17 protein-coding genes are annotated in these 22031 nt (G+C 60.4%); 10 read left to right on the top strand and 7 right to left on the bottom strand.

Annotated elements, in window-relative coordinates; translation table 11 throughout:
• Nucleotides 1–29: 29 nt before the first annotated feature.
• Nucleotides 30–1655, bottom strand: a complete 1626-nt coding sequence (locus EXY20_RS13830) for a hypothetical protein (RefSeq protein ID WP_135551938.1) — start codon at nucleotides 1653–1655, stop codon at nucleotides 30–32.
• Nucleotides 1656–1760: 105 nt separating this feature from the next.
• Between EXY20_RS13830 and EXY20_RS13825 the strand changes: the two genes are divergently transcribed.
• Nucleotides 1761–4235, top strand: coding sequence for an alpha-mannosidase (locus EXY20_RS13825; RefSeq protein ID WP_207671267.1), 2475 nt, complete (start codon nucleotides 1761–1763; stop codon nucleotides 4233–4235).
• A 258-nt stretch (nucleotides 4236–4493) separates the two neighbouring features.
• On the opposite strand, the gene EXY20_RS13820 is transcribed toward EXY20_RS13825, so the two are convergent.
• The 5 genes from EXY20_RS13820 to EXY20_RS13800 all read right to left on the bottom strand — a co-directional run bounded on the left by EXY20_RS13820 (nucleotide 4494) and on the right by EXY20_RS13800 (nucleotide 10113).
• Nucleotides 4494–5663, bottom strand: a complete 1170-nt coding sequence (locus EXY20_RS13820; RefSeq protein ID WP_135551936.1) for an amidohydrolase/deacetylase family metallohydrolase — start codon at nucleotides 5661–5663, stop codon at nucleotides 4494–4496.
• A 13-nt stretch (nucleotides 5664–5676) separates the two neighbouring features.
• Nucleotides 5677–6879, bottom strand: a complete 1203-nt coding sequence (locus EXY20_RS13815; protein ID WP_135551934.1) for a PLP-dependent aminotransferase family protein — start codon at nucleotides 6877–6879, stop codon at nucleotides 5677–5679.
• Nucleotides 6880–6925: 46 nt separating this feature from the next.
• Nucleotides 6926–8068, bottom strand: a complete 1143-nt coding sequence (locus EXY20_RS13810) for a GNAT family N-acetyltransferase (protein ID WP_135551932.1) — start codon at nucleotides 8066–8068, stop codon at nucleotides 6926–6928.
• 107 nt (nucleotides 8069–8175) lie between these two features.
• Nucleotides 8176–9096, bottom strand: a complete 921-nt coding sequence (murQ, locus tag EXY20_RS13805) for an N-acetylmuramic acid 6-phosphate etherase (RefSeq protein WP_135551930.1) — start codon at nucleotides 9094–9096, stop codon at nucleotides 8176–8178.
• A gap of 60 nt (nucleotides 9097–9156) precedes the next feature.
• The gene (locus tag EXY20_RS13800) at nucleotides 9157–10113 is read right to left on the bottom strand and encodes a BadF/BadG/BcrA/BcrD ATPase family protein (RefSeq protein WP_135551928.1); all 957 of its coding nucleotides are present in this window, start codon (nucleotides 10111–10113) and stop codon (nucleotides 9157–9159) included.
• Nucleotides 10114–10273: 160 nt separating this feature from the next.
• Here EXY20_RS13800 and EXY20_RS13795 point away from each other — a divergent pair, with 160 nt between their 5' ends.
• The 9 genes from EXY20_RS13795 to EXY20_RS13755 all read left to right on the top strand — a co-directional run bounded on the left by EXY20_RS13795 (nucleotide 10274) and on the right by EXY20_RS13755 (nucleotide 19922).
• The gene (locus EXY20_RS13795; RefSeq protein WP_135551926.1) at nucleotides 10274–11470 is read left to right on the top strand and encodes an anhydro-N-acetylmuramic acid kinase; all 1197 of its coding nucleotides are present in this window, start codon (nucleotides 10274–10276) and stop codon (nucleotides 11468–11470) included.
• Nucleotides 11471–11652: 182 nt separating this feature from the next.
• Nucleotides 11653–12849: an exo-beta-N-acetylmuramidase NamZ family protein gene (locus tag EXY20_RS13790; protein WP_135551924.1), complete on the top strand. Its 1197-nt coding sequence runs from the start codon at nucleotides 11653–11655 to the stop codon at nucleotides 12847–12849.
• Complete coding sequence (locus tag EXY20_RS13785; protein WP_135551922.1) at nucleotides 12842–13960, top strand: serine hydrolase domain-containing protein; 1119 nt, start codon at nucleotides 12842–12844, stop codon at nucleotides 13958–13960. The genes EXY20_RS13790 and EXY20_RS13785 overlap by 8 nt, the downstream gene beginning before the upstream one ends.
• Before the next feature lie 127 nt (nucleotides 13961–14087).
• The gene (locus EXY20_RS13780; protein ID WP_235885847.1) at nucleotides 14088–15041 is read left to right on the top strand and encodes a GNAT family N-acetyltransferase; all 954 of its coding nucleotides are present in this window, start codon (nucleotides 14088–14090) and stop codon (nucleotides 15039–15041) included.
• Nucleotides 15042–15062: 21 nt separating this feature from the next.
• A complete protein-coding gene (locus EXY20_RS13775; RefSeq protein WP_135551918.1) occupies nucleotides 15063–16373 on the top strand; it encodes an ABC transporter substrate-binding protein in 1311 nt (436 codons plus the stop codon).
• Nucleotides 16374–16452: 79 nt separating this feature from the next.
• Nucleotides 16453–17349 (top strand): carbohydrate ABC transporter permease, encoded by an 897-nt coding sequence (locus tag EXY20_RS13770; RefSeq protein WP_135551916.1) that lies wholly within the window; start codon nucleotides 16453–16455, stop codon nucleotides 17347–17349.
• Nucleotides 17349–18221 (top strand): carbohydrate ABC transporter permease, encoded by an 873-nt coding sequence (locus tag EXY20_RS13765; RefSeq protein WP_135551914.1) that lies wholly within the window; start codon nucleotides 17349–17351, stop codon nucleotides 18219–18221. The genes EXY20_RS13770 and EXY20_RS13765 overlap by 1 nt, the downstream gene beginning before the upstream one ends.
• 39 nt (nucleotides 18222–18260) lie before the next feature.
• On the top strand, nucleotides 18261–18971 hold the full coding sequence (locus EXY20_RS13760; RefSeq protein WP_135551912.1) for a PIG-L deacetylase family protein: 711 nt from the start codon (nucleotides 18261–18263) through the stop codon (nucleotides 18969–18971).
• A gap of 99 nt (nucleotides 18972–19070) precedes the next feature.
• Complete coding sequence (locus EXY20_RS13755) at nucleotides 19071–19922, top strand: MurR/RpiR family transcriptional regulator (RefSeq protein WP_135551910.1); 852 nt, start codon at nucleotides 19071–19073, stop codon at nucleotides 19920–19922.
• 203 nt (nucleotides 19923–20125) lie between these two features.
• Here EXY20_RS13755 and EXY20_RS13750 read toward each other — a convergent pair whose 3' ends face one another.
• On the bottom strand, nucleotides 20126–21913 hold the full coding sequence (locus tag EXY20_RS13750; protein ID WP_135551908.1) for a hypothetical protein: 1788 nt from the start codon (nucleotides 21911–21913) through the stop codon (nucleotides 20126–20128).
• Between the last annotated feature and the right edge of the window lie 118 nt (nucleotides 21914–22031).

Here is a 22031-nt window from a genome sequence, read left to right as displayed (position 1 = left end):
CTCCCGTCAAGCGGTGGGAAAAATTGCGATTAGTTCCCCCTGTTGAGCGCAAGCGTCAGCTCCCTGCCGTTCGGACGGAGCACGTATTGTGCGGACAACGGCTTGCCTGCAGGATCGTTTGACAGTGGCACACGCGTAATTAGAATGCCGTCCTTGCATTCGAGGAAATAGGAATGTCCGTTGTAAATGTAACGCAAACCGTCGTTCCGACCCCGGATCTCCGGCAGCTCCGGCGTTGTGGCCCATTTCATCGGCAATTCCCATCCCGTGAAGTCGGAACGGATCGTGATGCCGGTTTCCGCGCATGTGATCGCCAGCGTACCGCCGGCCGAAGCTCCGTTTTCGATGCCGAGTATGATGGCGAGTTGCTCCGGTACGGATTCGTCCACCCGCAGCGAGCGGACGGATGCCGGAACGGATGCGCCGCGCTCGTCGGTTACGTGCGGTTCGATGCCGGCCAGGATGGAATTGCCGCTCCAGCGCGCTCCGTCCAGAACCGGCAGCGTGTCGTAAATGCAGTCCTTCGTTTCGCATACGTCGCGCAAGTATCGTTCCGCGTAGGTTTCGTCGAACAGATGAATGTCGCGAATCCGGACGGTGTTGCGCTCGCGGAACAGATTGAGCCGGTAGTTGCGATTGTTGAACCAGACGGATTGGCGCTCTTCCTGTTTCCAGTCGTGCAGGGCGCAGATGGAGGAAGCGGGAGTCACTGTGTATTGCTCCTTGTAGCGGCGAGCCGATTCGGCCAACGTTTCCACCGTCAGCTTGCCGGCCGTTTGCCACTCTGCAAGAAGCTCAACCTGATCGATCAGCCCGTTCTTCATCAGCTCCCAGCCAAACGAATTTTCCTGGCCGACCTGGGCATAACCGAACGAAACTTGGTCCTCGCGGAAATTGACGTCAAAAAACCAGCGCACCCATTCCGGGATGCCGCCGCCACCGCCGCTGCCCGTATAAACCGGCTCCAGCGTCACGACGCCTTGACCGTTCTCGCCGACATTGGCGTCGTATTGGTAGATCGGGTCGCTGCCGAGCATGCGGAAGACCGGAACCGGGATCTGGTTGGCAGCGGTTTGAGCCGGCATAAAGCCGTTGAAGCGGCTCGGATAGTAGGCTTGATTGTAGTACCCGCCCCAGAGGGTATAGCCGTCCGTTCCCCATTGATCTTTGCAGTTGCAGGAGGCGACGATACCGTAACGGTCGGCGAGGTAACCAAGCAGGTGCGCGTCGATAAACCACGAACCGACGGATTGCGGATAGCGGCCGAACTGCGCTCTGAACTCGTCCATGAACACATCGGCCAGCCGCTCCCGCTCCGCGGGCGAGTAGCCGACCGAAAAACCGACGTGAGCATGCCAATCCCACGGGAACCGCCCTCTCCATGGAATGCCCGCTTGTTCCGCCAGCGGCTGCACGACCTCGAACCAGGCGCCAATTTCCTGGCGGTTGTCGAGATGCTCGCGCAAATAACCGGCAAAGGCCGGGTCGATGAGCGCATCGTACTGGATGAGCCAGGAAGCGCTTAAGCCGTGACGCTGAACGAGCGCGATCTGCTCACGTACCGGCTCCAGCAGATCCATCGGCAGTCGAGGTTCGACACCGCGAATAAAATTGATAATGTTGACTCGATTAAGATCGCTTGAATTGCGGATCATTGGCAAAATTTCCTCCTTGTCATGCCTTGTCTTATTATAAAATACAATTATAGTAGAGGAACAAGCAATGGTTGAAACGAATCTGATTGAATGGAGACGTTTATTGTGAATAAGAAGAAGCTTCATATGATCGGCAACGCTCATTTGGATCCGGTATGGCTGTGGCGGTGGCAGGAAGGCTTCCAGGAGGTGAAAGCGACGTTTCGTTCCGCACTGGACCGGATGATGGAATATGAGGATTTTATTTTCACGTCAAGCACCGCGGCGATCTATGAATGGATCGAAAATAACGAGCCTCGCATGTTTCAGGAAATCAGGCAGCGCGTAGCCGAGGGGCGCTGGGTGTTGTGCGGCGGCTGGTGGGTGCAGGCGGACTGCAACTTGCCGGGCGGGGAGTCGTTCGTGCGTCAGGGGTTGTACGGGCAGCGCTATTTTCAGGAGAAATTCGGGGTCCTGTGCACGGTTGGCTACAATGTCGACAGCTTCGGGCACCATGCGATGCTGCCGCAGCTATTGCAAAAAAGCGGGATGGACCGCTATGTGTTCATGCGGCCCGGCGAACATGAAAAGCGGCTGGCAACGGACCTGTTCTGGTGGGAATCGGACGACGGATCCCGCGTACTCGCGCATCGCATTCCATTTTACACCCATCTTTCGATGGGAGAGATTCCGGGGGCGTTCGAAGCGGCCTTGGACTATTACGTCAAACACAAGCTGGAACGATCTTCGCGGCATGACCAACTGCTGTTTTTCGGCGTGGGCAATCATGGCGGAGGCCCGACCAAACAAAATATCGAAGCGATTATGAAATGGAACGAGGATTCTCGCTATCCGGAGCTTGTGTTCAGTTCCCCCGATCGCTATTTTGCGCAGGTGGACAGAGAAGGGATTCCCATTCTTCGCGATGAGCTGCAGATGCACGCGAAAGGCTGCTACAGCGTGCAATCCGACGTGAAGCGTTGGAACCGCAAAGCCGAACAACTGCTGGTTGCCACAGAAAAATATGCGATCGTTGCTGAGCAAGTCACCGGTCAGTTGTATCCGGACCGAATGGGGCAGGCATGGAAAAACGTGTTGTTCAACCAATTTCACGATATATTGCCCGGCTCTGCCATCGAAGCCGTATACGAGCAGGATGCCCGCGACTCGTACGGCGAAGCGAACGCCATTGCGGGACGGGCGCTCAACGACGCGCTGCAATCGATTTCATGGCGCATCCGGATCGATCCCGAAGAGCGGATGAAACCGATCGTGGTGTTTAATCCGCATTCGTGGCCGACGAAAACTAACGTGGAGCTGGAATTCGGCCACTTTGGGTATGGCCGCGAGTTTCACAGCTTTATCGATACCGATCTTTTGCTGGACGAAGACGGGAAGCAAGTTCCGATCCAGCGGGTCAAATCGTCGTCTTCCACCGTCTGGCGGCAGCGGTTGAGCTTTATTGCCGAGCTGCCGGCGTTAGGCTACCGGACATATCGGGTCGTTTCGGCGAATCCAGTTGGCGCTTTAATCGCGTTTTCCCCGGTCGATGCGACCGATCATCGGATGGAAAACGACGGGTTGCGCCTGGAGCTTGACCCGCGCACGGGATGGATGACGAATCTGTTCGACAAGCGGAAGCAGGTGGAGCTGTTTCGCGGGCCGGCGGCGCAGCCGGTAGTTATCGAGGATCTTAGCGATACCTGGAGTCACGGCGTGGAGCGATTCGAGCAGGAAATCGGAACGTTTACTGCGACCCGGGTGCGCAGGGTGGAACACGGCCCGGTGAAATCGGTGATCCGGGTGGAGTCCGCATACGGCGGGTCCCGTGTCATCCAGCATTTTACCTTATACAAAGAGCTGAATCATGTGGAAGTAAACGTGACGGTCGATTGGCGAGAGCAGTGGAAGATGCTGAAACTGCGATTTCCGGTCAACATCGATACGGATAAAACGACGTACGAAATTCCGTATGGCACGATAGAACGAACAAACAACGGAGACGAGGTGCCGGGACTAAGCTGGTTCGATCAGTCCGGAACGGCGAACGGCGGCGCTTTGCTTTATGGGTTGAGTATCCTGAACGATGGGAAATATTCGTTTGACGCGCATGGTCCCAACATGAACATGACTGTCCTGCGCAGCCCGATCTATGCCCATGATGCGGGCGAGGTTCCGGATCCGGATGGCTATTATACGTTTATGGATCAAGGCATCCAGCATTTCACGTATGTGCTGCTGCCGCATGAGGGAGACTGGAGGCAGGCCGGAACCGTCAAACGTGCGGCTGAACTGAACCAGCCGCCCATTCCGGTGATCGAAACGTATCATCCGGGAGATTTGCCGCAGCAAGACAGTTATATTGCCGTTGATCGGGACAATATTATCGTCAGTGCGATGAAGAAGGCGGAGGACAATGAAGATTTGATTGTCCGCTGTTATGAGACGAACCATACCGCAACCCGGGCGAAAGTGACGCTGCCGATATGGAACCGTGTCATCGAGGCGGAGTTTGGTCCTTGCGAAATCAAAACGTTTCGTATCCCGCAGGATGCGTCGTTGCCCGTCGTTGAGACGGATTTTCTGGAGCGGCCGTGGTGAAAAAGTTCGCCAGCCCTCGTCGGGGAGGCCAGGAATAGCGCTTGAAGCGTTCCCGAACGAGTCTCCTCGCAAAATAGGCCGTGAAAAATGGCTTATTTGCCTCATTTTCCTCGCTTCGTTCGAAATAGCCAGCGAAAACGCTGGCTATTTCGACTAAACGGCCCCGAACTGGCCTGTTTCTACGAAAATAACCAGTGAAATCACTGGTTATTTCTTTACTGTCCGCTCATTTTGGCGCAATAGCCAATTAAACATGACTTATTTCGAACAGCGCAGCAGCCGGCTTTCCGCGCGCCAGTGGCGGGCGCCGACGATCGCGGCCCGCGGCCGGATGAACGTGCGCAGCGTACGCGCGACACCTTCGGAATCGGCGACCTCGACCGGCTCGTGCGTCAGGTCGAAGGCAGTGAAGCGGGCGGGTGCGCCGATCAGGCCGTTCGCGTATGTTTCAAGCCCGAGCAGCCCGGCCGGCACGGTCGACGACGCGCGAATCACGTCGGCCAGCGGCAGGCCGGCGGCCAGCAGCTTGGACATCGTCGCCGGCATGTCCCAGACGGGGCCGCCGATGTTGCGCGCGTGCAGGTCGGTGCCGATCGTGTGCGGCGTGAAGCCAAGCGCGATCGCACGTTCGGCGACGGCGAAGCTGAAGCTGGCGGCGCCGTGGCCGACGTCGAACAGCACGCCGCGCTCGCGGGCGCGTTCCGCCTGCGGGATAAGGCCGCGCCGGTTGAACAGGCCGAACCGTTTGCCATGGTAAATATGCGTCACGATGTCGCCTTCGGCGAGCACGTCGAGGATGTCCTCGAGCAGCGGCAGCGGTTCTCCGACATGAATCATCAGCGGCAGATCGGCTTCGTCGGCGGCTCGGCGGGCCAGCTTGACGATGTCGATGCCCCAGCCGCGCAGGATGACGCCGCTCGCCCGCAGCTTGATGCCTTTGATCGTATCGCGGTTGGCATCGATGCAGGCGAGCAGCCGGTCGACATTCAGCTTGTCCATGCTGTCGAGCTCGCTCACCTGGCTGGCGTAAGTCAGCCCGATCAGGCCGACATTAAGGAAAGCGACGATCGGATAAGGCCGCGGGGCGATGACATAATCGCGCAGCCCGGCGTAATTGGCGGCGCCCGCGCTGCCCGCATCGACGATGCCGGTGACGCCGGTAGCCGGGCCGATGTCGTCCGGGTTCAAGCCAATGTTGGAGACGCCGTCGTATACGTGCGCGTGCATGTCGATCCAGCCGGGCGACAGATGGCAGCCGCGCAAGTCAATGACTTCGGCGCCGGCCGGCGGCGCAAGGGTTGGCCCGACGGCGGCGACGAAACCACGCTCGTCGATCAGGATGTCGACGGCGGAAGCCGGTTCGGCAGCGGATGCGCCGCCGAGCCCGAAGCCGAACAGCGTCGCCTGTTTCAATAGTAAAGCGGGCAAACGAATTCCTCCTTTAGTCCGGCCAGCGAAGCAAATCGGCCAGCGCCGCGTCGGCAGGCGTAGGGGCGGTCGGAGCCGCCCCCGACGTTTTGCTTCGCTCGCCGCGCACCAATTCGGCGATGCGCGCGCAGACGACGTCCATTTCTTCGTCCGTCACATTGCACGGATCGAGCTGGAAATAGCCGAGCTCGGCTTCATGGGCGCGCACCCGCACCGACGGTTCGCCTGCGGCCAGCAGCCGGCTCAGCGCCGACGCGTCGAGCCCGCAGCGCAGCGGGTCCGGCGCAACGGCGAGCCGCACAATCGGATTGCCCGTCGGGTCGGCAATCCGGAAGACGCGCATGCCTTCCAGCGCGCCGAGCGTTTGCTCCGCGCGGGCGATCCGCGCCTCCTCGGCGGCCCGGATCGCGTCCGCGTCGCGCGCAAGCCACGCCTCGAGCGCTTCCATCGCGCCGACGATGCTTTCCTTGCCGACTTTCATGCCGCGGCCGATGCCTTTTTCCTGCATGTAGCAGGTGCGGACCAGCGGCTTGCGCCCGGCGATGATGCCGCTAGTCGGCCCGCCGAGAAACTTGTGGCCGCTGTAGATCGCAAGCGCCGCGCCGGCGGCGAGAAAGCCGGTCAAATCGTACTCAGAGGCGGCGTCGACAATGACCGGCACGCCGTATTCCGCCGCCATCGCGCAGCAGTCGCGCAAGCCGATCATGCCGGTTTGCACGGTATGGTGCGACACGACATAAACGACAGCGGCCGTACGTTCGTTGATCGCGCCGCGCAGTTGATAGCCGGCGCAGCCGCTGACGGCGCCGATCTCAATGCACGTCGCGCCGGTTAGCCGGATCGCCTGCGACAAAGAAGCGCCGTAGCCGACGACATGGCCTTTCTGCACGATTACTTCGCTCTTGCCGTCCAGCGTGTCCGGCAGTTGTTCGATCCGATACAAATCGTCGCCGGTCATACATGCCGCAACGGCGACGGAGATGCCCGCCGCCGCGCTGGCCGTAACGCAGCCGGCTTCGCCGCCCGTCGCCCGGGCGATGACGCGGCTGGCCCGCCGCTGCAAGTCGCTCATGTTGACGAACGCCGGCAGCACGCGCGACATGGCGTCGATGACGCGCGGGGCGACGCGCGAAGCGCCGAGATACGTCATCGTGCCGGCGGCATTGATGACGGGGCGCAGCCCGAACGGCAGCGCCGCCTGTTCCTGTTCCGTCATGAAGAGACGAGCCTCCTCGAATCAAATCGTTTTTCCCGTCATGAGGTCAAACGTAATTAAGCCCGCCGGCATACGGCAGCGGCACAGGGAACGGGCCGAGCATCGCGGCGCGCGCTTCCGGCACCGCCGGCAGCGACGGCATCGGATCGAACAGCAGCGACACAAGAGATGCGGAGTCGAGCTCGAACGTCCGTCCGTCAGCCGCCGTCAGCGCATAACGATGATCCGGCAGCGTGCGCACGTGCGGCAGCTCAGTCGGATCGGCGATGCTCGTGCGCCAGTAAGGCGCAAGGCACGCAAACAGCCGCTCGGCGTCCGCAACGTGGACCGTGCCAAGATTGCGGCCTGCGGCAGAAGGCACACCCGCGAGTGCCGCCGCCAGTTCCCGTTCGTGCCAGGCAACCGGCACATCGAGCTGCGGCAGCCCGTACGCCGTCGCGGCATGGCCCAAAATCGCGGCCACCGCAACGGCATCGCCCGCCCATTCGACGGCAAGCGGCGTGCGTTTGCTGCCGCGTTCGTCCGGCGTGGCCACAACGGCGAAGGCGGCGACGCGGCCGTCTTTCGTTGCGACAAGCGTACGATGCCGCAGCTTCAGGCAGCTGGCATACGCTTCGCTGGCGATCAGCTCGGCCAGCTCGCGAACGCTTTGCTCGTAAGCGACGCGGCGCGCCGCCGCCAGCTCGGACACGTACATCCAATCCGTCGGCGCCATCTCGCGAACGGCAAAACCTGCGGCTGCGCCGGCTTGAAGCAGCCCTTCCGCCTGTGCCGCTCCGATTGCGCAACGATCGATCGCGCCGAACGGGTGGCACTGGTTGCGCGTGTACAATGAACGGTCGCCGGACACGTAAACAAGCGCCCCGCCGGACGCACGGACATGCGCTTTGATCGCCTGCAGAATGTCCCCGGCATAACCGTGTCCGCGGAAGTCCGGCAGCGTATACACCGAACCGAGCGAATACATCGGCACTCGCGCGTCCCCGATGCGCAGTACAGCGGGGACGAGTCCCATGAACGAAACGAGCTTGCCGTCCTCATAAGCGCCGAACGATTGCGAAAGCGCCGGCGAAAAAACGGCCGGGAAAGCAGCCCCCATCGAAATTTGCTCCGCATCGCGAAAGACGGCGTCGGACCCGCGGATCGCCTCCGCCATTTCCTCCGCCGCCACCAAACGAATTTCCGCCATAACCTGATCTCCTCCAGACGATAAGGACCGCTAATTCCGGCCCGGACGAACAGCCGGCGCCGGATCCATTCCAGTTTACCACTCGAGAGGCCGAGGCAGGAGATATTTCACCCTTGCCTGTTGCCGTTAGCAAGCTCCAGCGCCTTGACGACAAAGCCTTGCGATTGCTGCAGAAGCTCGCGCGCTTCCGTCGCGCCGGTGCCGGAAAGCAGCATGACGATGGCGGTTTTGACATGGCCGTCCGCCGCTTCCAGCGCCGCTTCGACCGCTTCGTCCTCCGCGCCTGTGGCGAGTTTGGCGATGCGTTTCGAACGGATGACAAGCTTCTCGTTGGACGGCTGCAAGTCGACCATCAAATTGCCGTACACCTTGCCCATGCGAATCATCGAGCCGGTCGTCAGCATGTTGAGAATCAGCTTCTGCGCCGTGCCCGCCTTCATCCGCGTCGAGCCCATAATCGCTTCGGGGCCGACGACGGCTTCGATCATCACGTCGGCGAAACCGCTCATCGGCGTGCCGGCATTGTTGCTGACGCCAACGACGGAGGCGCCGAGCGCCCGGGCGCGCTCCATCGCGCCGAGCACGTACGGCGTGCGGCCGCTGGCGGCGATGCCGACGACGACATCGCGGGCGGTGACGCCGTTGTTGTCGACGTCGGCGGCGCCTAGCGCAGCGCTGTCTTCCGCGCCTTCGACCGCTTCGTGGATCGCCTGCAGCCCGCCGGCGATCACGCCCTGCACCATTTTCGGATCGGTGCCGAACGTGGGCGGGCATTCCGAAGCGTCGAGAATGCCGAGTCGTCCGCTCGTGCCGGCGCCAAAATAAAACAGGCGGCCCTGACGCCGAAACGAAGCGATGATCAGGTCGGCGGCTTGCGCGATTTGCGGAATGCACGCTTGCACGATGTCCGCCACAAGCCGGTCTTCGTCGTTGATCAGGCGCATGATTTGTTCGGTCGATTGGGCGTCGATATGAAGCGTATGGTCATTGCGTTGTTCGGTTGTCAGTAAATCGATGATGTCGTTCATCTTGCTTCCTCCGTTAAACCAGGCTGGTGTCGTTGGTGTCGGCCGTGAGCCGGAATCGCGCTACAGGGCCGTACCGTCCGCCGCTTCGGCGAGCATACGCGCAAGCAGTGCGGCTCCGAGCGCGGGGGACCGATCCGACAGAACGAGCGGGGCCTCAGCCGCTTCCGCATCGTGACGTGCAGTGAAGCAGGCGCGGTAATAGGCGCTGTGGCGGAACATCGATCCGGCCGCGCCGACCGGCGCGTGCGCAAAATCCGGATGCTTGCGCCGAATCGTCAGCACGCAGACCGCGAGCTCCTCCGCAGAGCGCTTCAGAATCGCAGCCGCAACGGCGTCGTCCGCCTCGCCCGCTTCGATGCACAGCTCGGCGAAGGCGGCGATTTCCGCTTTGCCGAACGCAGGCCGGTATACATAATGTTTCAGTTCGTCGCTGGAATGGAGAGCGCATTTGCGCAGCACGAGCGGCGTCAGCGCCGTCTCCGGCAGCACGCCGTCGAAGCTTTGCATCACCGCCTGCAGCGTGCGCCGCCCGATGGCGTAACCGCTGCCTTCGTCGCCGAGCAGGTGTCCCCAGCCGCCGACGCGGTAGCGGGAACCGTCCGCCGCGACGCCGTAGACGATCGAGCCGGTGCCGGCGATCGCGATCAGTCCGCTCGGCTTGCCGTGCGCCGCCATCAGCGCGATGTCGGCGTCGCTGCGCACGAAGACGCGGGCGTCGCGGCCTTTTGCGGCAAGCTGCGCGGAGACGGAGTCGGCGATGCGGTCGATTTCTTCGCGGCGGGCGACGCCGGCGACGCCGAGGCATATCGCCGGGACCGCCGGTTCGTCCGGCAGCGATTCCGCATAAGCGAACATCGCTTCCGCCGCTTCAGCAAGCCGCTTCTCCGCCGTTTCGAATGTAACGGCGTGCGGGTTCGTCGCGCCGAATGTCAGGCGATGAATAATAGCGCCGCGGCTGTCGGACAATACCGCTTCGGTTTTGGTGCCGCCGCCGTCGATGCCGATGGTCATGATCATTCCGGATTCACAGCCTTTCAACGCTCAGGAAGAATACCTTCTTTTCGCTGAGCCAAGTATATACGATAACGCATTTGTTTGTAAAATGAAAATTTATGATTGATAAAATATTTGAAAAAATATTTCGTAACGATATACTGACGTTGGGAGGGGATTCAACATGCTTGACCTGATCGGCAAATTGGCTTGCAAACGAGTGAAAACGGCAATCGGCCTCATGTCCGGCACGTCGCTTGACGGCATCGACGCCGCCGTCGTCCGGTTGACCGGAACGGGAATCGACGCGGAAGCGGAATGCATCGCCTTCTATACCGTCGCCTACGATGTCGCGCTGCGCGACCAATTGAAGGCGCTGTGCAAGCCGGGCGGTGCCGACGCGCAGGCGCTGTGTTCGATGAATGTGCATTTGGCCAAACGGTTTGCGGCAGCCGCGCTGGAAGCGGCGGCAATGGCCGGCCTTCGCCCGGACGAAATCGATTTTATCGGCTCGCATGGCCAAACGGTGTGGCACCAGCCGGTCCTGGAGGGCGGCGTGCCGTTCTGCGAACGTTCGACGCTGCAAATCGGCGACATTTCGTTCATCGCCAAACTGACGGGAGTGCCCACGGTCGGCGACTTCAGACCCGCGGACATGGCGGCCGGCGGTTTGGGCGCGCCGCTGACTCCTTATGCCGACTACTTGCTGTTCCGCCATCCGCGCCTTGGCCGCATCGTGCAGAACATCGGCGGCATCGGCAACTGCGCCGTTATTCCGGCGGGGGCCGACGCAGCGGCTGTGACCGCGTTCGATACCGGTCCCGGCAACATGATGCTCGACCAGGCGATTGTCGCGTTGTCCGGGGGCGCAATGTCGTATGACAAGGACGGCGGCTGGGCAGCCGCCGGAACGGTCGACGCGGAACTGGTCGAACAATTTATGCGCCATCCCTATTTTTCTGCCAAACCGCCCAAGACGACCGGCCGGGAAACGTTCGGCGAAGCGGTTGCCCGCCAGTGGCTGGAACGCGCCGCCGCCAAAGGGCTGGACGCCCGCGATACGGCGGCGACGTTTACGGCGTTTACGGCGCATGCGATTGCGCGAAGCTATCGCGATTTTATTTTGCCGCGGCACGAAGTTGCTGAAGTTATCGTGTCCGGCGGCGGGGCCCGCAATCCGGCAATGATGGGCATGCTGGCGAAGCTGCTGCCGGAGCTTCGTCTTTATACATCGGATGAGCTGGGCATTTCGGGGGACGCGAAGGAAGCGATAGCGTTCGCCTTATTGGCGAACGATACGATTCACGGCGTGCCGAATACGCTGCCTGCCGTAACGGGTGCAACTGCGGCAACGGTAATGGGGAAATTGGCTTTGCCTTGAATGACAGTGAAACAATGGTTCAATAAGAAATTATATTTCAAAAAAAATTTCTATCTTGAAATATTATTTTGGTCGGCTTATAATACGGTCAACGGAAACTTGAAGGTTGTGTAAAGCAGCCGGAACCAACAACTTGGACGACAAAGGCGCAGGCTGGCAACGGCGCCGGAGCGGAGGGAACTATGGCGGGGAACGTATTAACGGGCGCGGATCGCTTGGCGCTTGGGCAAGACCGCATTGCGGCGGGCAAACGAATCGGCCTGCTGACCAACCCGACGGGCATCGCATCGGATTTTCGTTCGACGATCGACATTTGCGCCGCCTTGCCGGACGCGCAGCTGACCGCCTTGTTCGCCTGCGAGCACGGCATTCGCGGCGAGCGGCAGGCGGGGCTGTTGTTCGAGGATGAAACCGATGCCGGAACGGGGCTGCCGGTGTACAGCCTGTACGGCGTTCATCGCAAGCCGACGGCCTCCATGCTGGCGAGTGTCGACGCCGTCGTATTCGATATTCAGGATTTGGGCGTCCGGTTCTACACGTATTTGACGACACTCGTTTATGTGATGCAAGCCTGCGCCGAACATGGCAAGGAAGTGATCGTGCTCGACCGGCCGAATCCGACCGGCGGGTACGAGGTGGAAGGCGGCTTCCTGGAAGACGCGTTCCATTCCATGGTAGGGGCATGGCGCGTGCCGTATCGCACCGGCCTGACGATCGGCGAATTCGCCACGCTCGTGCAGGCGCAGATGGAGAAGCCGTGCCGGCTGCACGTCGTGCGCCTGTCCGGCTGGGAGCCGAAGATGGAATACCCGGATACGGGGCTGCCGTGGCTGCTGCCGTCGCCGAATATGCCGACGATGGATACGGTGCGCGTCTATGCCGGCAACTGTTTATTTGAAGGAACGAATTTGTCCGAAGGCCGCGGCACGACGAAACCGTTCGAAATGGTCGGCGCCCCGTGGCTGCAGGCGGAGAAGCTGGCGAAGCGGCTGAATGGACTGAAGCTGCCGGGAGCGGTTTTCCATCCGGTGACGTTTACGCCGATGTTCTCCAAGCACCAGGGAGCGCTTTGCAACGGATTGCAGCTGTTTGTAACGGACCGCTCCGCGTTCCGCGCCGTAGCGACTTCGCTGCACTTGCTGCATCATTTGATCGACATGCATGCGGACGACTTCGTCTGGCTGCTGCCGCAGAAACGGGAGAACAGCGACGCCAAATGCTTCATCGACATACTGTCCGGCAGCGATGTCGTGCGCCGCACGCTGCACGAGCAGGCGGGGTTGGCCGCCATTCTCGAACGCTACGAAGAAGACGAGCGCGTCTGGCGCAAGATGCGGGAGCCGTTCCTGCTCTACGAGCGCGAAGCCGGCCATGCATAAGGAAGCGCACGCCGAAGCTGCCCGCCGCATGGGCATGCGGCCGGAAGGCGTCGAAGCCGCGCTGCGGCTGATCGACGACAATATCGCCAGCGGCGAAATTCCCGGCGGCGTCGCCGTCGTCTCCCGCCGCGGGGCAACCGTCCGGTATGCGGCCGGCCTTGCGGTCGACTACGGCGGCAACCGCATACCGGCGACGGAAGACACCGTATACGACTGCGCTTCGCTGACCAAGGTCGTCGTCACGCTGCCGCTTCTGCTGAAGCTGATCGAACGCGGCAAGGCGACGTTATCCGATCCCGTTGCGATGCATGTGCCGGAATTTGCGGGCGGCGGCAAGGAAAGCGTTACTATTGGCCAACTGCTGACGCACACGTCCGGTTTGATGGCCTTCACGGATATGCATTCCCACGGCTGGTCGCCGGAGCGCATCAACGCTTTTGTCATGGAGCAGCCGCTCGAGTATGAACCCGGCACGCAGGTCGTATACAGCGACATGGGCTACATCGTGCTCGGGCGGTTGATCGAGAAACTGACCGGCCTGGCGCTGCCGGAAGCGGCGCGGCGGGATGTATTCGAGCCGCTCGGCATGGCTGAAAGCGGATACTTGCCCGCCGCCGAACGCAAGCCGCGCCTTGCGGCAACGGAGCATTACGCTTACGAAAGCGGCCCGCGCATCGGCATCGTGCACGACGAGAACGCTTCGGCGCTGGGCGGCGTCAGCGGGCATGCCGGCTTGTTCGCCTCCGCCGGCGATCTCGCCCGGTACGCGGACGCGTGGCTGGACGCCTGCCGCGGCAAACCGACGCCGTTGCTGTCGCCGGCGGCTGCCCGCGCCGCAACGCGCTGCCATACGGCGACGCTCGCTTCGGGCAAGCGCGGGCTGGGCTGGGCGCTGCGCGGCGACAAGTTCGACGCTTCCGGCGACTTGCTCGGCTTGGCGAGCTTTGGCCATACCGGCTACACCGGCACGAGCCTGTACGTCGATCCGGAGCTCGGGCTTACGGCCGTGCTGCTGACGAACCGCGTCCATTACGGGCGCAGCAAGTCCGTTGCGCGCCTTCGAGCCGCTTTTCACAACGCGCTGGCGGCCGCCGTGACGGAATGGGAATAATAGCGGACGGAACATTCTTGCTGGAGGTGATGCGACGGGAACGACAACACGCGAGAAGCCGAACGGCAATACCGCTGAAACCGACTGAACACACCCAACATTGATGAACAAAGGGGAGGGACCTGCGGTGGGGATTCATTATCGGCATTACAAACCGGGCGACGAGAAACAAATCGTGCCGCTGTGGAACGAATCGGCGCCCAAAGATCCGATTTCGCCGGTTCGGTTCCGCAAGCTGACGCTGCTTGACGCGAACTTCGATCCGGAAGGCATGCGGATTGCGACGGACGGCGAACGAATCGTCGGCGTTGCTTATGCCATTCGCCGCCAGCTTCCGATGGCCGGCACGAACCTGGAACCGGCGAACGGCTGGATTCCGTACTTCTTCGTCGCCCCGGCGCATCGCAAGCAAGGCATCGGCAGCCGGCTGCTGGAGGACGCGCTGACGTTCCTGCGCGGTCACGGCAAGGAGAAAGTATTTTTCTCTTCGTACGCGCCCAATTACATTTTGCCCGGCGTCGACGAAGCGACTTACCCGGACGGGTACCGGCTGCTGCAGAAGCTTGGCTTCGTGACGCAATATTCGCCGGTGGCGATGGACTATTCGCTCGTCGGCTACGAGGTGCCGGAAGACGTCAAGGCGCTGAAGGCGCAGCGGGAAGCCGAAGGCTATACGTTCAGGCGTGCCGAGGACAGCGATTTGTATGAAGCGATCCAGTTCGCGAACAACGTGTTCAACGCCGATTGGGGCCGTGCGATCCGCGAAGGCGTGCTGCAGGGACTGCCGCTCAGCCAAATTCTGATCGCCCGCGACAACGGCAAGCTTGTCGGCTTCTGCCTGCACGGCGGCTACGAAGGCATTCGCGAGCGGTTTGGCCCGTTTGGCGTCGACCCGGGGCAGCAAGGCAAAGGGCTCGGCAAAATCCTGCTCTACGAATGCCTGGCCGCGATGCGGGCGGAAAGCCTGCACGGCGCCTGGTTCCTCTGGACGGGCGAAGAAAGCAACGCCGGTTATTTGTATAAACGCGTCGGCTTCCAGATCACGCGTACGTTCCACGTCATGTGCAAGGCAATGAAATAATCGACGAGAGGGTTGGGGAAAATGAAAAAAACGCTGGCACTTGGAATGGCCGTCGTTATGGCGGGTAGTTTGGCAGCATGCGGCGGCTCGAAGAGCGGCTCCGATTCGAACAAAGGCACAAGCAAAGATCCGGTCGAACTGACGCTGCTTTCGCACTATGTCGGCGTCAACGAAACGGCGCTCAAGCCATATATCGATCAGTGGAACTCGGAGAACCCGGGCATCCAGATCAAACTGACGCCGGTCGACTTCGGCGAATTGTTGAAAACGATCATGACGAAACAATCGGCCGGCCAGGGCGCCGACATCATGCACGTTTATACGCTGTGGGGCGGCCAGTTGTCCAAAAACAACGTGCTCGCCGAAGCGCCGCCGAACGTCGTCGACGACGTCAAGAAGAACTATCCGTCCGCTGCCGTCAAAGGCGCTTCGCTGAACGGCAAAGTGTTCGGTTATCCGACGGAAGTGCAAACGTACGGATTGTTCTATAATAAGAAGCTTCTGAAAGAAGCCGGCTACGACAACCCGCCGAAGACGTGGGACGAAATGCTGGCAATGGCGAAGAAAATCGAGAAGAAGGACGCTTCCGGCAAACCGACCGTGCAAGGCTTTGGCTTCCAGCGCGGCTACGCCGGTCTTGTCGATCAGCCGTTCTTCGCGATGATGGCCGCCGCCGGTTCGGGTCTGCTGAGCGACGACTTCAAAAAGTCGAACCTGAACAGCGACGCCGGCAAAAAGACGTTTGATTTCTACAGCAAAGTGTACGGCAAAAACGGCATCACCGACATTTCCGTCAACGCGACCAAAGGCTTTGGCGCCGGGCAGGTCGGCATGACGATCGGCGCGGGCTGGTGGGCCGGTTCGCTGAAAACGCTGATGAAGGACGACTACGCCAACGTCGGCGCAGCGCCAATGCCTTCGCCGGACGGCAAAACGAACGGCACGATCGCCTACACCTGGGCATGGGGCGTCAACAGCAAATCGAAGCACCAGGCCGAAGCGTGGAAGTTCCTGGAATGGCTCAACACGAAACCGATCAAAAACAACATGACCGCCGAAGGCAACTACCTGCTCGACGCTTTCAACACGATTTCGACCCGCAAGCCGGATATGGAATCGCAAGCGGTGCAAGATAAGCTGAAAGCCGATCCGATTACCAAAGTGTTCACCGACGCGCTGCAATATGCGCGCGAAGAGCAAAGCCCGGCGACGGGGTCGGAAGTACAGGACATTCTGTACAAACAAATCGAGGCGATGTGGACGGACACGCAAAATGCGACCGATTCGCTTAACAAAGCGCACACCGGCATCGAAGCCAAATTGAACGAGTAGTTTGTTTACCGTCGGAGGTGGCGATCCGGGCAAGGCGCCACCTTGACGGTTTGCATTCCGCCGAGGTGGGGGGATCGTCATGAAGCTGTGGAGATGGAGAAAGGAAAGCGTGCTCGCTTATACTTTCATGTCGCCCGTGCTGCTGTTTTACGCCATCTTTCTCGTCATACCCGTCGTGTTTTCCCTGATCATCAGTTTTACCGACTGGGGCGGTTTCGACCTGGAATCGATGAAATGGGTCGGGATGAAAAACTACGAGAAAATTTTTTCGGCCAAATCGAACTTTCTGCATCCGATCTTGACCAACACGTTTACGTTCGCCTTCTGTACGGTGGCGATCTCGTTTATTTGCGCGCTGTTCGTGTCGTTCGTCATTTCGAGGCTGCGCTTCGAAGGATTTTGGCGCACGCTTTATTTTCTCCCGTCCGTCACGACGATCGTTGCGATCGGCAACATCTGGCTGTACATGTACAACCCGCAGAACGGGCTGATCAACGGCATCATTACCGGGCTCGGGTTTCATTCGGTCAATTTTCTCGACAACCCGCATTTGTCGCTCGCTTCGCTGATCGTCGTCGGCGGCTGGCTCGGCATCGGCAGCTCCACGCTGATTTTGAGCGCCGGGCTGAAGGCGATTCCGCACGACTATTACGAAGCGGCATCGCTTGAAGGCGTCGGACCGTGGCGGCAATATTTCAATATCACCTTCCCGCTGCTCCGCCCGACGATTCTGTTCGTGATGATTACGTCGTTCATCGGCGGCCTGCAGTCGTTTACGCTGACGCTCGTCATGACCAAAAACGGCGGACCGGTCGATTCTACCAACGTCGCCGCCCTGGAAATGTACAACCAGGCGTTTACGTTCGGCAATTGGGGACTTGCCAGTGCGGAAGCGTTCATTTTGTTCGTTTGCATCCTGATCGTCACACTGGCGCAGCTGGCGTTTTTCCGCAAGGGAGGGGTGGAGAGCTACTGATGAAACCGATCCGAATTCCCTGGCTCTCGTATCTCGTCATTGCGCTTGGCGCCGTTGCGATGGTGTTCCCGTTTCTGGATATGGTGTTTTCTTCGTTCAAGAGCGCGTCCGAATACGCCAGGCTGAAGTATACGCTGCTGCCGGAGCACTTTGTCTTCGACAACTACCGGATGGCGTTCGAGCAGCTCAAGCTTTCGTTGCTGTTCAAGAACAGCATCCTGCGTTCCGTGTCGATTACGCTGCTGGTGCTGATGACGAGTTCGCTCGCCGGCTACACGCTCGCCAAGCTGCGGTTCCCGGGCAAAAATCTCGTGTTCCGCTTCATTTTGTCGACCATGATGTTCCCGGCGTTTCTGTTCTTTATTCCGAACTATTACATCACCGTGCATTTCCCGCTGATCGGCGGCAACGATATTGCGGGCAATGGCGGCGTCGGCGGTTTGGCGGCAAGCCCGCTTGGGCTGATCGTCCCGTTCGCCGTCAGCGGCTTCGGCATTTTCCTGATGCGGCAATTCATCATGAACATCGAGGACGCTTACCTGGAAGCGGCGCGCATCGACAGCGCGGGCGAGCTGCGCATTTTTTTCCAGATCGTGCTGCCGATGACGCTTCCTGCGCTGTCGACGCTGGCGATCATCGAATTCATAGGCTCGTGGAACGAATTCATCTGGGCGCTCTTGATGAACTCCGTCAACGCCGATATGGCGACGCTGCCGGTCGGCATCCAGATGCTCAAGAGCCATCTCGATCCGACGCTGACGCAGCCGCTGGTCATGTCGGGACTCGTCATTGCGACGGTGCCGATCCTGCTCGTCTTTATTTTTCTGCAAAAGTACTACGTCCGCGGCATGATGAATTCCGGTTTGAAGTGACCGATCGATTCGATTACAATTGAACAGGAGCGAACCTACATGAGCGAAAAAGCGAAACAACACATTCTTTCGATCGGCGCGCACGCCGGCGACCAGGAGTTGACGGCAGGCGCGACGCTGGCCAAATACGTCATGGAAGGCCACAAAGTGACGATGCTTCATTTGACGCCGGGCGAGAAGGGCCATCCGCGGCTGTCGGCCGAAGATTACGCCAAGCAGAAAATCGAAGAGGCGAACGAATTCGCACACATCATCGGCGCCGACGCGCGTTTCCTCGATTATAAGGATGGCGAGCTGCCGCTGGACGAAACGGTGAAGTTCCAGGTGGCGGACATCATCCGCGAGCTGAAGCCGGACATCCTGATTACGCACTGGTCGCAAAGCATGCACAAGGACCATCAGAACACGCATTATATCGTCAAGGATGCGCGCTTCTACGCGGCGATTCCGACTTTTATCCGCGAACTGCCTTATCACGGCGTCAAGCGCGTGTATTTTTCGGAGAACTGGGAAGACATGTACGGCTTCGAGCCGGAAGTGTTCATCGACATTCCGGAGGAAGCGTACGAGAAGTGGGTGCAGGGCTTGAACCGCTTCGCGTTTGCCCGCGGCGAAACGTACGGGTTCCCGTACATCGAATACTACAAAGCGCTGACCGTCGTGCGCGGCGCCGTGAACGGCTTCAAACGCGCGCAAGCGTATGCCGTCGGACCGGGCGGCGTTCACCAGCGCCTGCAATTTTTCATGTAAGACCGGCGGTCGCTGCATATCGGAGGAATCGCCGTTTGGCGCGTCACGCTTGAATCACAGTCCGCCCTTGCCGGGCGCGGTGCGAGAGGTGAAACGGGGATGAACGGAGGACTTGTCCGGCTGAGGGAAATGATGGACCGCATCACCCCTTCCGAGTTGAAGGTGGCGCAATACATTTTGTCGCATCCGCAAAGCATGATCGGCATGTCGGTGTCGGAGCTGGCCAAAAACAGCGGCGGCAGCCAGGCGGCGGTCATCCGGCTGTGCAAATCGATGGGACTGAAAGGCTACCAGGAGCTGATGCTCAAGGTGGCGGGCGATTTGCAGCAGGGCGGGGAATCGCATGGCTACCAGGAAATTACGCCGAACGATTCGATTGCGACGATCATGCAGACGGTGTCCAATAACAACATTCAATCGATTCGCGATACGCTGAAAATTTTGGACGTTGTCATGGTGACGAAGGCGGTCGAGGCGCTGCATCGCGCCGAACGGTTGTACTTCTACGGCCTCGGCGCGTCGAACCTGATCGCGCAGGACGCGCAGCACAAGTTTCTGCGCATCAACAAGACGAGCTTTTCGTTCCCCGATCCGCATCTGCAGCTCACGTCCGCCGTTACGCTGACGAAGCGCGACGTGGCGGTCGGCATTTCGTACTCGGGGGAAACCGAGCACGTCATCGCCGGCATGAAGCGGGCGCGCGAGCGCGGGGCGACGACGATCGGCATCACGAAGCTCGGCAACACGTCGCTCGGCGGCATTGTCGACATTCCGCTGCTGATTACGTCGACGGAGAACGAGATTCGCAGCGGCGCGATGTCGTCGCGCATCACCCAACTGAACGTGATCGACATCCTGTATCTCGGCGTCGCCAGCCAAAATTACGAGCAAGCCGTAGACTACCTGGAGAAGACGCGCGAAGCGATCAACGATTTGACCGGCAAACGGTAAGGAAGAGCGGCACCCGGCCGGCGGGTGCCGCTCTTGGTGGTCCGATTTGTTGCTCGGCAACGAAAATAGGCCATGAAAAATGGCCTATTTTCCTCATATCGGGTGGCCCGCCTGCAATATCCAGTGAAATCACTGGTTATTTGCCTCAGATCGTCTTCAAATAGGCACTTCAAGCGAAATAGCCAGTGAAATCACTGGCTATTTCATATGGACGGCCCGTTTTTGGCGAAATAAACAAGAAAATAGGGCCTATTTTGCAAGGGGGGTCCCTTACAAGGCCAGCCTTCCTTTGCATCGGCCCGGCCCCGCTGGGGACTGGCAGTTGCCGGCCAACCGCCGTCTCGCCTGTACTCGACATAGAACCGCGCGACGTCGATCGACGGATCGACGGGGCGGATCGGCGCCGGCACCGACAGCGCGGAGCGCAGCGTCACCCGGTACTGCCCTTTGCCGCGACCAAGCGTCACAACGGCGTCGAAACGCCCGTCGTCAAACGGAATGGCCGTCGTGTCCAGCACCGTCCAGCCTCCATTGCCATCTGATTGTTCGACGGCTGCAATTAAGCCGCTTCCCACTGCGTGCGCCACCGTTCCTTTTACCTCCACCCGGCCGTCTCCGGTTGTTGCCAAGCCGCCGATGGGCGTGTCGAGCGCAATCGCGCTGTAGTCGCCGAACCCGTACGGCAAATCGCCATAATTGATCACCGGATCAAGCGACTCCGGCGCAATGATTCGCCGAAACGTCTGGCTGTACAAAATGCGGCTGCGCACCCGGTAGTCTACCGTAATTTCGTTGTCGCCGATTTCGATCGGGGCGGCGGAGCCGAATTGGTACACGGGAGCGCCGCTTGGCGTCTTTTGCTCCGTCAACTCCAGCGATGAACCGCCGTGATACGTCGCTCCTCCGTTCGCCGAAGCGGTTACTGTCAGCATCGGCATATCGGAAGTAAGCGGCGCGAACAGCCGACCCTTTGCCGCATAGTACCAGCCGTTGCCGAGCCGGTCGGCCACGCCGAAATCCCGGACGTCGAACACGGCGTAATCGATGTCCAGCACCCGGCTGTCTCCGTCCCAATTGCCGGTATAGCCGAACAATTCCTTCAAGTCGTATTCGAACAAATACAGCTCGCCGTCCCGCTCCTTGGCGGGAATCGTCAACTTCGTTTCGCCGCTTCTTCCGCCGAACCAATAAAGCGTCGCCGTTTCCAGGTCGCTGCCGACCCGGAACCCGTACGTGCCGTCGCTTGCAAACCAGCCGTCCGCGCGTTTGTCGAGCTTGTAGCCGATGAAGTCGGCCATCGCCGCCAGCGAAAGCATCGGCCGGCCGTCTTCCCCGTAGCCGATGCGCCGGTCGCCGATGTACATGCCGTCGTCCGCGAACCGAACGGAGAAGCGGGTGCTCCCTCGCTGCTCCGCCTGGAACGGATACGCGGCGCTTAGCCCCGTCCGCGGGTCGGCAGCCGCTTCCGCCGCCGAAACGAACGAAGCCGTACGAGCCGTTTCGTTCCATTCCAGCTTGCCGAGCAGCGGCGCAAGATCGCGCAAATAAACCGCCGTTTGCCCGCCGATGTTGAACGACGGGATTATTTGACCAAGCGCCGCCGTATGAATGTCCGTCGCCAGAACGTCGGCCAGTTTCGTTCCGGGAACGATGGCGTCGGTTGGCGGGAGCTCGGCGGCTATCACGCTTTTGCCCGGGTGCGGATAAATGTCCACTTCCCGCTTCGACGGGTTCCACGCGACATCGAAGCCGGCGCGGCGCAAATCTTCCGCGACAACGGCCGTTTGGCCGCCGATGTTCATCGAACGGATCGCCGCCCCGTTCACGTAAGCGCGAATGTCGGTGGCCAGCACGCTGCCGATTGTCGTTCCGACGGCAAGCTCGGCGGATTGCGCGCGGGCCGAAGGCGAGGGGAGGGCGAGCAGCGCGGCGCAAAGCGTCAAAGGAAGAAGTTTTTGTGCCGGTGTCGGTCGTTTTCGTATTCTCCGCATAGGAATTCTCCTTATCGCTGTCAAAAAGATTTCCTTTCGTAAACGAGGCCCGGCGGCAAAAAGTTGCGGCTCCGGCCGCCCGACGGTCGCTCGTTGCCCCCGTTTCTCCGCAACTTTT

Origin of the sequence: Paenibacillus cymbidii, assembly GCF_004764705.1 — a bacterium.
GTDB lineage: Bacteria > Bacillota > Bacilli > Paenibacillales > NBRC-103111 > Paenibacillus_AN > Paenibacillus_AN cymbidii.
This window is presented reverse-complemented; position numbering and strand designations above follow the sequence as displayed.

Bases quoted from the DNA above. Each gene is read 5' to 3' on its own strand.
- EXY20_RS13775 (WP_135551918.1), top strand. From the start codon at position 15,063: ATGAAAAAAACGCTGGCACTTGGAATGGCCGTCGTTATGGCGGGTAGT.
- EXY20_RS13755 (WP_135551910.1), top strand. From the start codon at position 19,071: ATGAACGGAGGACTTGTCCGGCTGAGGGAAATGATGGACCGCATCACC.
- murQ (WP_135551930.1), bottom strand. From the start codon at position 9,096: ATGAACGACATCATCGATTTACTGACAACCGAACAACGCAATGACCAT.
- EXY20_RS13785 (WP_135551922.1), top strand. From the start codon at position 12,842: ATGCATAAGGAAGCGCACGCCGAAGCTGCCCGCCGCATGGGCATGCGG.
- EXY20_RS13830 (WP_135551938.1), bottom strand. From the start codon at position 1,655: ATGATCCGCAATTCAAGCGATCTTAATCGAGTCAACATTATCAATTTT.
- EXY20_RS13790 (WP_135551924.1), top strand. From the start codon at position 11,653: ATGGCGGGGAACGTATTAACGGGCGCGGATCGCTTGGCGCTTGGGCAA.
- EXY20_RS13760 (WP_135551912.1), top strand. From the start codon at position 18,261: ATGAGCGAAAAAGCGAAACAACACATTCTTTCGATCGGCGCGCACGCC.
- EXY20_RS13770 (WP_135551916.1), top strand. From the start codon at position 16,453: ATGAAGCTGTGGAGATGGAGAAAGGAAAGCGTGCTCGCTTATACTTTC.
- EXY20_RS13815 (WP_135551934.1), bottom strand. From the start codon at position 6,879: ATGACGGAACAGGAACAGGCGGCGCTGCCGTTCGGGCTGCGCCCCGTC.
- EXY20_RS13750 (WP_135551908.1), bottom strand. From the start codon at position 21,913: ATGCGGAGAATACGAAAACGACCGACACCGGCACAAAAACTTCTTCCT.
- EXY20_RS13810 (WP_135551932.1), bottom strand. From the start codon at position 8,068: ATGGCGGAAATTCGTTTGGTGGCGGCGGAGGAAATGGCGGAGGCGATC.
- EXY20_RS13765 (WP_135551914.1), top strand. From the start codon at position 17,349: ATGAAACCGATCCGAATTCCCTGGCTCTCGTATCTCGTCATTGCGCTT.
- EXY20_RS13800 (WP_135551928.1), bottom strand. From the start codon at position 10,113: ATGATCATGACCATCGGCATCGACGGCGGCGGCACCAAAACCGAAGCG.
- EXY20_RS13795 (WP_135551926.1), top strand. From the start codon at position 10,274: ATGCTTGACCTGATCGGCAAATTGGCTTGCAAACGAGTGAAAACGGCA.